Here is an 8,358-nt window from a genome sequence, read left to right on the forward strand (position 1 = left end):
GTCTCCCGCGAAGAAACCGAGTCTCCATGCACGGACCCCTTGCCGCACCCGCGGCGGACGCCCCCTCGGTGACGCTGCTCACCGAGGGGACCTACCCCCACAGTCACGGCGGGGTGAGCGTCTGGTGCGACCAACTGGTGCAGGGCATGCCCGACATCACCTTCCGGATCATCGCCGTCACCGGCACCGGCCGGGAGGACCTCGCCTGGCAACTCCCGTCTCACGTCGAGGGCGTGGACACCCTTCCGCTGTGGGGTCCCGCCCCGGACGGCCGCGCACCCCGCGGCCGCCGCCTGCGCGCCTTCCTGACCTGCTACGAGCAGTTCCTGCTCGCCCTGCTCGACCCGCGCCACGAGCACGACTTCGCCCGCACCTTCTACCGCCTCGCCGACCACGCCGCCGAGGGCACCCTGATCCCCGCCCTGCGCGGCGAGGCCGCCGTCCGCACCCTGGCCCGGCTGTGGAAGCGGCCCGGTCTCGCCACCGCCGCCGCCCGGCCCACCCTGCGCGACGCCCTGACCGCCACCGACCTGCTGGAGCACGCCCTGCGCCCGCTCGCCGCGAACGCCCCCGCCGAGGGCATCACCCACGCGGTGAGCGGGGGCCTGGCCGCCGTCCCGGGACTGCTCGCCCACCATCGGTACGGCACGCCGCTGCTGCTCACCGAGCACGGCATCTACCTGCGCGAGCGCTACCTGGGCTTCCGCACCGAGCCCTACCGCTGGCCCGTCAAGGCCCTGATGCTCGGGCTCTTCCGGCTGCTCGCCGAGGAGACCTACCGGGTCGCCGCCCTCGTCACCCCCGGCAACCGCTACAACCGGCGCTGGGAGGAGCACGGCGGCACCCCGTCCGACCGCATCCGCACCGTCTACAACGGCGTCGACCCGGCCGCGTTCCCGCCCGCCGGGCCCGAGCCCGAGGTGCCCACCCTCAGCTGGGCCGGGCGCGTCGACCCCATCAAGGGGCTCGACACCCTCATCCGCGCCTTCGCCCTGGTCCGCGAGGAGATACCCCACGCACGCCTGCGGCTCTTCGGCGGCACCCCGCGCGGCGGCGAGGGCTACCGGACCGCCTGCGAGAACCTGGCCGCCGAACTGGGCGCGGCCGACGCCGTCACCTTCGAGGGACGCGTCGAGGACATCCGCGACGCCTACGCCGCCGGCAACGTGGTGATGCTCTCCAGCATCAGCGAGGGCTTCCCCTTCACCCTCATCGAGGCCATGTCCTGCGGCCGCGCCACCGTCTCCACCGACGTCGGCGGCGTCCGGGAGGCCGTCGGCGACACCGGGCTCGTCGTACCGCCGCGCGACCCGCGGAGCATGGCCGACGCCGCCCTGAAACTGCTCACCGATCCCCAACTCCGGGCGGACATGGGGGAGAAGGCCCGGCTGCGGGTCATCGAACAGTTCACCCTGCGGCAGACCATCAGCGCCTTCCGGGAGATCTACCACGACCTGGCCGGCACCCGGCAGGCCGCCGCCGGAACCGTATCCGTGCGGGAGACGCCCGCCATGGCCCTGGCCGCCGGCGGTGCCGGATGAGCGGCCCGCTGCGGCTCGTGCCGCCCGACCCCGGAACCGTCCACGAGCTGTCCCCCGTAGCGCCGCACCACGGTGCGGCCCTGGACGACCTCGCCCGCGACCTCGCCGATGTCTGCGCCGCGGCCGTCCACCCCGACGAGATCGCCGCCGTCCTGGAGGCCGACGGCCTCACCAGCGAGCAGATATCGGGGCGTTACGGACTTCGCGACGCCTTCGAGCTCGCCGCCGAGCTCTACGCCCGCGTCCCGCGCGGCCACCCCGAACCACCGCCCGCCCCCGACCCCTGGCAGGTCAAACCCGGCCTGGTGCTGCTGCGTTCGCTGGTCTTCACCCTGCCCGGCCTCGGCTACGCCCTGGGCGCGCCCCTGATGTCCGGCGGCCGCGGCCCCGGCGGGCTGCCCCAGGGCACCGCCGCCCTGGTCGCCGCCGCGCTGACCGCCTGGGCCTGGAACCAGGGCCTCGCCCACCGGGCCTATCTGCGCCTCGCGTCCGGCGGACGGGCCGCCGCCGGGCGCTGCCTGCGGACGGGCGCCCCGCTGGGCGGACTGCTGGCCACCGCCGCGGCGCTCGCCTCCGGCGGGCCCGCGGGGGCCCTCGCGTTCGCCATCGGACAGGCGCTCTACCTCTCGGCGGCCACCGTGCTGCTGGTGCTCGGCCGCGAACGGCTGCTGCTGTACACGCTGTTGCCGGTCGCGGGCGGGGGAGCGGCCGCCCTCGTCACCGATCCCCCGCGGGTCCTGGCCGCCGGACTGCTGCTGGCCACGCTCGCGGGCGTGCTCGCGGCGGCCTCGTACCAATGCGTCCTGGCCTGGCGGGAGAAGACCACGCCCGTACCCGTGCTGTCGCCGCTCGCCTCGCTGCCCTACAGCCTGTTCGGCCTGGGCTGCGGCATCCTGACCGCCGTCGCCGCGCTCGGCGAGGTCCTGCGGCACGGCAGCGCCGCCGCCCCGGCCGGACCCGCCGTCATCGCGCTCACCCTGAGCATGGGCGCCGCCGAGTGGCTCCTCTACCGCTTCCGCAGCCGGGCCCTGGCCGCACTCGGCCGCACCACCACGACCGGCGGGCTGCTCGCCGGCATCGCCCGCGTACTCGGCGGCTGCCTCGCCGCCTACCTCGCCGCGCTCGCCGTCCTGGCCCTGGCCGCCGGCGCCGTCTGGCCGGACGGACCGGCACCCACCGCCGCGCGGACCGCGGGCCTGCTGGCCCTCGGCGCCGTGCTGTGGACCGGTCTGCTGCTCCAGGCGTACGGCGTGGCGTGGCCGCCGGCGCTCCTGTGCCTCGCGGCCGGCGCGGCGGAGGCGGCGGCGCTCGCCGCCGGGCTCCCCTCGCCGGCCACCGTCCAACTCGCCGTCTGCGCCGGGACGACGGCGGCCCTGGTGGCCGCCTCCACCGCGCTCCTCGGCCGGATCACCGCACACCGCTGATCCGGCGCCCACCGCACGCCGCCCACCGCACGCCGCTCACCCCAAGGAGATCCCGCATGCCCGCCACCACCGTCCCCGCCACCGTCGCCGTCACCGGCGCCGAGGGATTCATCGGCTCGCACCTGACCGAGGCGCTCGTCGCCGACGGCCACCACGTCCGCGCCATGGTCCAGTACAACTCCTTCTCCTCCTACGGATGGCTGGAGACCCTGCCGCCGGACGTGCTCGGCTCCGTCGAGATCGTCCTCGGCGACGTCCGCGACCCCGGCTCCGTCCAGGACCTCGTCAAGGGCGCCGAGGCCGTCTACCACCTGGCCGCCCTGATCGCGATCCCCTACTCGTACCGGGCCCCGCACAGCTACGTGGAGACCAACGTCACCGGGACCCTCAACATCCTCGAAGCCGTACGCCACCTGGGCATCCCGCGCCTGGTCCACACCTCCACCAGCGAGACCTACGGCACCGCGCAGACCGTGCCCATCGGCGAGGAGCACCCCATCAACACCCAGTCCCCGTACGCCGCTTCGAAGGCCGGCGGGGACCGGCTCGCCGACAGCTACCACGCCAGCTTCGGCCTGCCCGTCGTCACCCTGCGGCCCTTCAACACCTTCGGCCCCCGCCAGTCCATGCGTGCCGTCATCCCCACCGTCATCGGACAGGTCGCCGCCGGGGAACGCGTCATCACCCTCGGCGACCTGCGTCCCACCCGTGACTTCAGCTACGTCAAGGACACCGTGGCCGCCTTCCGCGCCGTGGGCACCGCGCCCGCCGAACGCGTCGTCGGCCGCACCTTCAACTCCGGCACCGGACAGGAGATCTCCGTCGGCGACCTGGTGACCGTCATCGGCAAGCTCATGGACGCCGAGCTGGAGATCCGCTCCGACACCGACCGCGTCCGGCCCGCCAACTCCGAGGTCATGCGCCTGGTCTGCGACGCCTCCCGGCTGCGCGCCGCCACCGGCTGGGCGCCCGCCCACACCCTGGAGGACGGACTCGCCGCCACCGTCGCGTTCTTCCGCGACCCGGCCAACCTCGCCCGCTACAAGACCGGCATCTACAACGTCTGACCCGCCCCGTCCGGTCCACGTCCACGCGCGCCATCCGACCCGCAGACGATCCCGCGGGAACCCCGCAGAGAGGAACGTCCCATGCACGCAGTCATCCTGGCCGGAGGCAAGGGCATCCGGCTGCGCCCCTACACCACCGCCCTGCCCAAGCCGCTCGTGCCCATCGGCGACCAGCACGCCATCCTGGAAATCGTGATGCGCCAGCTCGCGAACGCCGGGTTCACCAGCTGCACCCTGGCCATCGGCCACCTCGGCCACATCATCCGCGCCTACGTCGGCGACGGCTCCCAGTGGGGCCTCACGGTCGACTACACCACCGAGGAGAGCCCGCTGGGCACCATGGGCCCGCTGCTCACCATGGGCGACCGGCTGCCCGGGACCTTCCTGGTGATGAACGGGGACGTGCTCACCGACCTCCCCTTCGCCGACGTCCTGCGCGCCCACCGGGCCTCCGGCGCCCCGCTCACCATCGCCACCTACGCCCGCAAGGTCAACATCGACTTCGGCGTGCTGACCACCGAGGCCGGCCGCGTCACCGGCTTCGCCGAGAAGCCCAGCATGGACTACCGCGTCTCCATGGGCGTCTACGGCGTCACCCGCGACGCGCTCGCCCGCTACACCCCCGGACTCCCGCTCGGCTTCGACGAGCTCGTCCTCGACCTGCTCGCCGCCGGAACCCCGCCCAACGCCTACGACTTCGAGGGGTACTGGCTCGACATAGGGCGCCCCGACGACTACGACCGGGCCAACGCGGAGTTCTCCCACCGCCGCGACCTGCTGATCAAGGGAGCGTGACCGGTCCGCATGCGCATCCTCCTTCTGGGCGCCACCGGCTTCCTGGGCCGGCACGCCGCCGGGCAGCTGCGCGCCCTCCCCGGCGCGCGGGTGCTCGACGGCGGCCGGACGCCCGGCGCCGCCGTCCCCTGCGACCTGGCCGCCGCCGACCCGGACGCCCTGGCCGACGCGCTGCGCGCGGCGGCCCCGGACGCCGTCGTCAACTGCGCGGGCGCCACCGCCGGCAGCGCCACCCGCCTCACCGCCGTCAACGCCCGCGGGCCCGCGGTGCTCTGCGAGGCGCTGCGCGCGGCGGCCCCCGGCGCCCGGCTGGTGCACCTCGGCTCGGCCGCGGAGTACGGGCCGGCCGCCGCGCCGCGCTCCCTCGCCGAGACCGACGCGGCCGCGCCCCTCGGCCTCTACGGGGCCACCAAGCTCGCCGGGACGCTGGCGGTCACCGGCTCCGGCATCGACGCGCTCGTCCTGCGGGTGTTCAACCCCCTGGGCCCCGGCGCCCCGGACGGCTCCCTCGCCGGCCGGCTGGCGCGGGGCATCCGGGACGCCGGGCCCGACGGCACGGTGCGCACCGGCGACCTCTCCGCGCACCGCGACTTCGTCGACGCGCGGGACGTGGCACGGGCCGTCGTCCTCGCGGTCACCGCACCCGAACCGGTCACCGGCGTCCTCAACGTCGGCACCGGAACGGCCCGTACGGCCCGCGAGGTCGCAAAGGGGCTGGCGCGGGCCGCCGGCTTCCGCGGCCGGATCGCGGAGGACGGCGCCGGCTCACCGCGCTCGGCCGCGCTGCCCTGGCAGCAGGCCGACGTCACCGCCGCCGCGCGGCTGCTGGGCTGGAAGCCGTCGTACGCCTTCGGCACCACCCTCGCCGACCTGTGGGCCGCGCCGTGACCGAGCCCTCCGGGCGGCGGCTGCTCGTCCCGCTGTACGTCCACCCGGGCGCCCACCCCGGCCCGTGGGACCGGCTGGTCCGTTCCGCGCCCGCGCTGCGCGGCGTGGTGCTCAACGCGGCGGACGGGCCGGGGCCGCGCCCCGACCCGTCCTTCCGGGCCGCCGCGCGGCGGCTGCGCGAGGCCGGCGTCCCCGTGCTGGGGTACGTCGACACCGCCTACGGGCGCCGCTCCTTCAGCTCGGCCGTCGCCGACCTGCGCCGGCACCGGCGGTGGTACGACGTGGCGGGCGTCTTCTACGACCGGGTCGCCGCGGAGGCCCGGTCGCTGCCCCGCTACCGCCGACTCGCCCTCGCGTCAAGGGCGTTGGGCGCGCGGACGGTCGTGCTCAACCCCGGCACCCACCCGGATCCCGGGTACGCCGAGGTGGCCGACCTGCTGGTGACCTTCGAGGGGCCCTGGGAGGCGTACCGCACCGCGCGGGTGCCGGACTGGACCGCCGATCATCTCCCCTCGCGCTTCTGCCACTTGGTCTACGGTGTGCCCCGGGAAAGGGCCGGCCTCGTGGCCCGTACGGCCGGCAGGCGCGGTGCCGCGGTGCACTGCGCCGTGCCGGGAAAGGGAGAGAATCCATGGCGGAGCGCACCGTGAGACGGCTGTGGGGCGGGGTGCTGACGGCGGCCGCGCTGCTGGTGGCGACGGGCTGCGCGGGGACGACGTCGTCGCCGTCCGACGACGCGTCGGATGCGGCGAGTTCGCCCCCGGCGCACGAACGCCCCGGGAAACGCTGGCAGCCGAAGCCCGGCACGCGCTGGCAGTGGCAGCTGGACGGCGCTGTGGACACCTCCGTGGACGTCCCCGTCTACGACATCGACGGCTTCGAGAACGACGCGGCCACCGTGGCGCGGCTGCACGCCGACAAGCGGAAGGTGATCTGCTACATCAACGTCGGCGCGTACGAGGACTGGCGGCCCGACCACGACAAGTTCCCCGCGTCCGTGCTGGGGGCGAAGAACGAGGGGTGGAAGGGGGAGAAGTGGCTCGACATCCGGCGCCTCGACGTCCTCCGGCCCATCATGGCGGAACGATTCGACATGTGCCGGAAGAAGGGGTTCGACGCGGTCGAGCCTGATCTGACGGAAGGGTTCCGCAACAGGACGGGCTTTCCGCTCACCGCCGCCCACCAGTTGGCCTTCAACCGGATGATCGCCTCCCTCGCCCACGAGCGGGGCATGGCCGTCGGCCTCAAGAACGACCTCGACCAGATCCCCGAGCTGGTCCGCGACTTCGACTTCGCCGTGAACGAACAGTGCGCGCAGTACGGCGAGTGCGACAAGCTCAGGCCCTTCGTGGCGAAGGGGAAGGCCGTCTTCCATGTCGAGTACGAGATGGCGCCCCGTGAGTTCTGCGGCGAGGCGGAGGAACTGGGGCTCTCCTCCATGCAGAAGAAACTCGGGCTGAACGCCTGGCGCCGGACCTGCTGACGCGGTCGCCGGCGCAGTCGCCGACACGGGCCGTCGAAACGGGACGTAGTGGGACGGAAGTTCACTCCGTGCCGCGTGAAGAACCTCACAGAACACCGTTTCAGCACAGGTTTTCGACGGCGGATGGTGCAGGATCATCCACCGAACAACCAAGAACCCGTCAAAGAGGCGGGCGACCCGGGCGGACGCCGAGTCCTGCCGCCGCTCCGGGTGCGGACCTGATTTCGCGGATCGGCAGGAGCGGGAGACCCAGGCAAGACGAACCACGAAGGCGGTGGTTCTAGGGGTGAAGCCACATGGTGGCCGGGCAACTTCGCCAGCCCGAACCCGACAGGTCATCTTTCGCAGGCGGATGACGAAGGGCTTATCGGCATGTCTGCGCTGCCTCGAATACCCGCGCTCATCTCCCGGGCCGGAACCGCATCGGCCCTCACCGCCGCGACCGTCGCGGCCTCCGTCCTGCTCCCCGGCCTGGCCGGCGAGGCGCAGGCGGCGACGTCGCCGGGCGCCAAGGCCGTCAAGGTCGCGGCCTCGAAGAAGGGCTCCTGGTACCAGTGGGGCGCCACCGGCCCCAACCGCTTCGACTGCTCGGGCCTGACCCAGTACTCCTTCAAGAAGGGGGCCGGCAAGAAGCTGCCGCGCGTCGCGGCGGACCAGTACAACGCGACCCGTCACCTCTCGCGTGGTTCGCGGACCGTGGGTGACCTGGTCTTCTTCCACTCGGGTCGCAACGTCTACCACGTGGGTATCTACGCGGGTGGCGGCAAGATCTGGCACGCGCCGGGGACGGGCAAGAAGGTGCGTCTGGAGAAGATCTGGACGAACAGTGTTTGGTACGGGCGCGTGCGCTGACGCGTGGCGTTGTGCGGGGGTGGGCTTGCCTGCCCCCGCTTTTCCGTTTCCGGGGTGGGGCCCGGGTGCCCCGGGGTGTGCCGCCGGGGGTTGGGGGGTTTTGCCCCGGCCCCGCCCTTTCACCGTTTCTTCCGGGGCTTCGCCCCTCGGCCCGGCACCGCGCTCCGCGCGGTGGTGCGGGGGCTGCGCCCCCTGCGCCCCCACCGGGGCTGCGCCCCTGGCCCCCTTGCGGGGCTCCGCCCCTGCGCCCCGCTTCGGGGCTCCGCCCCGGACCCCGTGTCGCGGCTTCGCCGCTCGTCCTCAAGCTC

Annotated in this window: 8 protein-coding genes and 1 riboswitch; all 8 genes read left to right on the forward strand. The window is 74.1% G+C overall.

Translation table 11 applies throughout. The features are described 5' to 3' along the window. Positions 1–26 precede the first annotated feature (26 nt). Positions 27–1,541, forward strand: a complete 1,515-nt coding sequence (gene pelF, locus I5Q34_RS09200) for a GT4 family glycosyltransferase PelF (protein ID WP_199891694.1) — start codon at positions 27–29, stop codon at positions 1,539–1,541. Further along, positions 1,538–2,965 carry a hypothetical protein gene (locus I5Q34_RS09205; RefSeq protein WP_199891695.1) on the forward strand — a complete coding sequence of 476 codons (1,428 nt, stop codon included), beginning with the start codon at positions 1,538–1,540 and terminating at the stop codon, positions 2,963–2,965. The genes pelF and I5Q34_RS09205 overlap by 4 nt, the downstream gene beginning before the upstream one ends. Positions 2,966–3,021: 56 nt before the next feature. After that, entirely contained in the window at positions 3,022–4,032 is a 1,011-nt protein-coding gene (locus I5Q34_RS09210) for an SDR family NAD(P)-dependent oxidoreductase (protein ID WP_199891696.1), read from the forward strand. Between the two features lie 81 nt (positions 4,033–4,113). Further along, complete coding sequence (locus I5Q34_RS09215; protein WP_199891697.1) at positions 4,114–4,827, forward strand: sugar phosphate nucleotidyltransferase; 714 nt, start codon at positions 4,114–4,116, stop codon at positions 4,825–4,827. Between the two features lie 9 nt (positions 4,828–4,836). Next, complete coding sequence (locus tag I5Q34_RS09220; protein ID WP_199891698.1) at positions 4,837–5,715, forward strand: NAD(P)-dependent oxidoreductase; 879 nt, start codon at positions 4,837–4,839, stop codon at positions 5,713–5,715. Continuing rightward, positions 5,712–6,365 carry a spherulation-specific family 4 protein gene (locus I5Q34_RS09225; protein WP_199891699.1) on the forward strand — a complete coding sequence of 218 codons (654 nt, stop codon included), beginning with the start codon at positions 5,712–5,714 and terminating at the stop codon, positions 6,363–6,365. Before I5Q34_RS09220 ends, I5Q34_RS09225 begins: the two co-directional genes overlap by 4 nt. Further along, a complete protein-coding gene (locus I5Q34_RS09230) occupies positions 6,347–7,198 on the forward strand; it encodes an endo alpha-1,4 polygalactosaminidase (protein ID WP_199891700.1) in 852 nt (283 codons plus the stop codon). The genes I5Q34_RS09225 and I5Q34_RS09230 overlap by 19 nt, the downstream gene beginning before the upstream one ends. A 189-nt stretch (positions 7,199–7,387) precedes the next feature. Then, positions 7,388–7,565: riboswitch (cyclic di-AMP (ydaO/yuaA leader) on the forward strand. A gap of 5 nt (positions 7,566–7,570) precedes the next feature. Next, entirely contained in the window at positions 7,571–8,050 is a 480-nt protein-coding gene (locus tag I5Q34_RS09235; RefSeq protein ID WP_199891701.1) for a C40 family peptidase, read from the forward strand. The last annotated feature ends 308 nt before the right edge of the window (positions 8,051–8,358 follow it).

This window comes from Streptomyces sp. AV19, assembly GCF_015999245.1.
GTDB lineage: Bacteria > Actinomycetota > Actinomycetes > Streptomycetales > Streptomycetaceae > Streptomyces.

Coding starts and splice junctions, on each gene's coding strand:
- I5Q34_RS09205 (WP_199891695.1), top strand. CDS start 1,538: ATGAGCGGCCCGCTGCGGCTCGTGCCGCCCGACCCCGGAACCGTCCAC.
- I5Q34_RS09220 (WP_199891698.1), top strand. CDS start 4,837: ATGCGCATCCTCCTTCTGGGCGCCACCGGCTTCCTGGGCCGGCACGCC.
- I5Q34_RS09215 (WP_199891697.1), top strand. CDS start 4,114: ATGCACGCAGTCATCCTGGCCGGAGGCAAGGGCATCCGGCTGCGCCCC.
- I5Q34_RS09235 (WP_199891701.1), top strand. CDS start 7,571: ATGTCTGCGCTGCCTCGAATACCCGCGCTCATCTCCCGGGCCGGAACC.
- I5Q34_RS09230 (WP_199891700.1), top strand. CDS start 6,347: ATGGCGGAGCGCACCGTGAGACGGCTGTGGGGCGGGGTGCTGACGGCG.
- I5Q34_RS09210 (WP_199891696.1), top strand. CDS start 3,022: ATGCCCGCCACCACCGTCCCCGCCACCGTCGCCGTCACCGGCGCCGAG.
- pelF (WP_199891694.1), top strand. CDS start 27: ATGCACGGACCCCTTGCCGCACCCGCGGCGGACGCCCCCTCGGTGACG.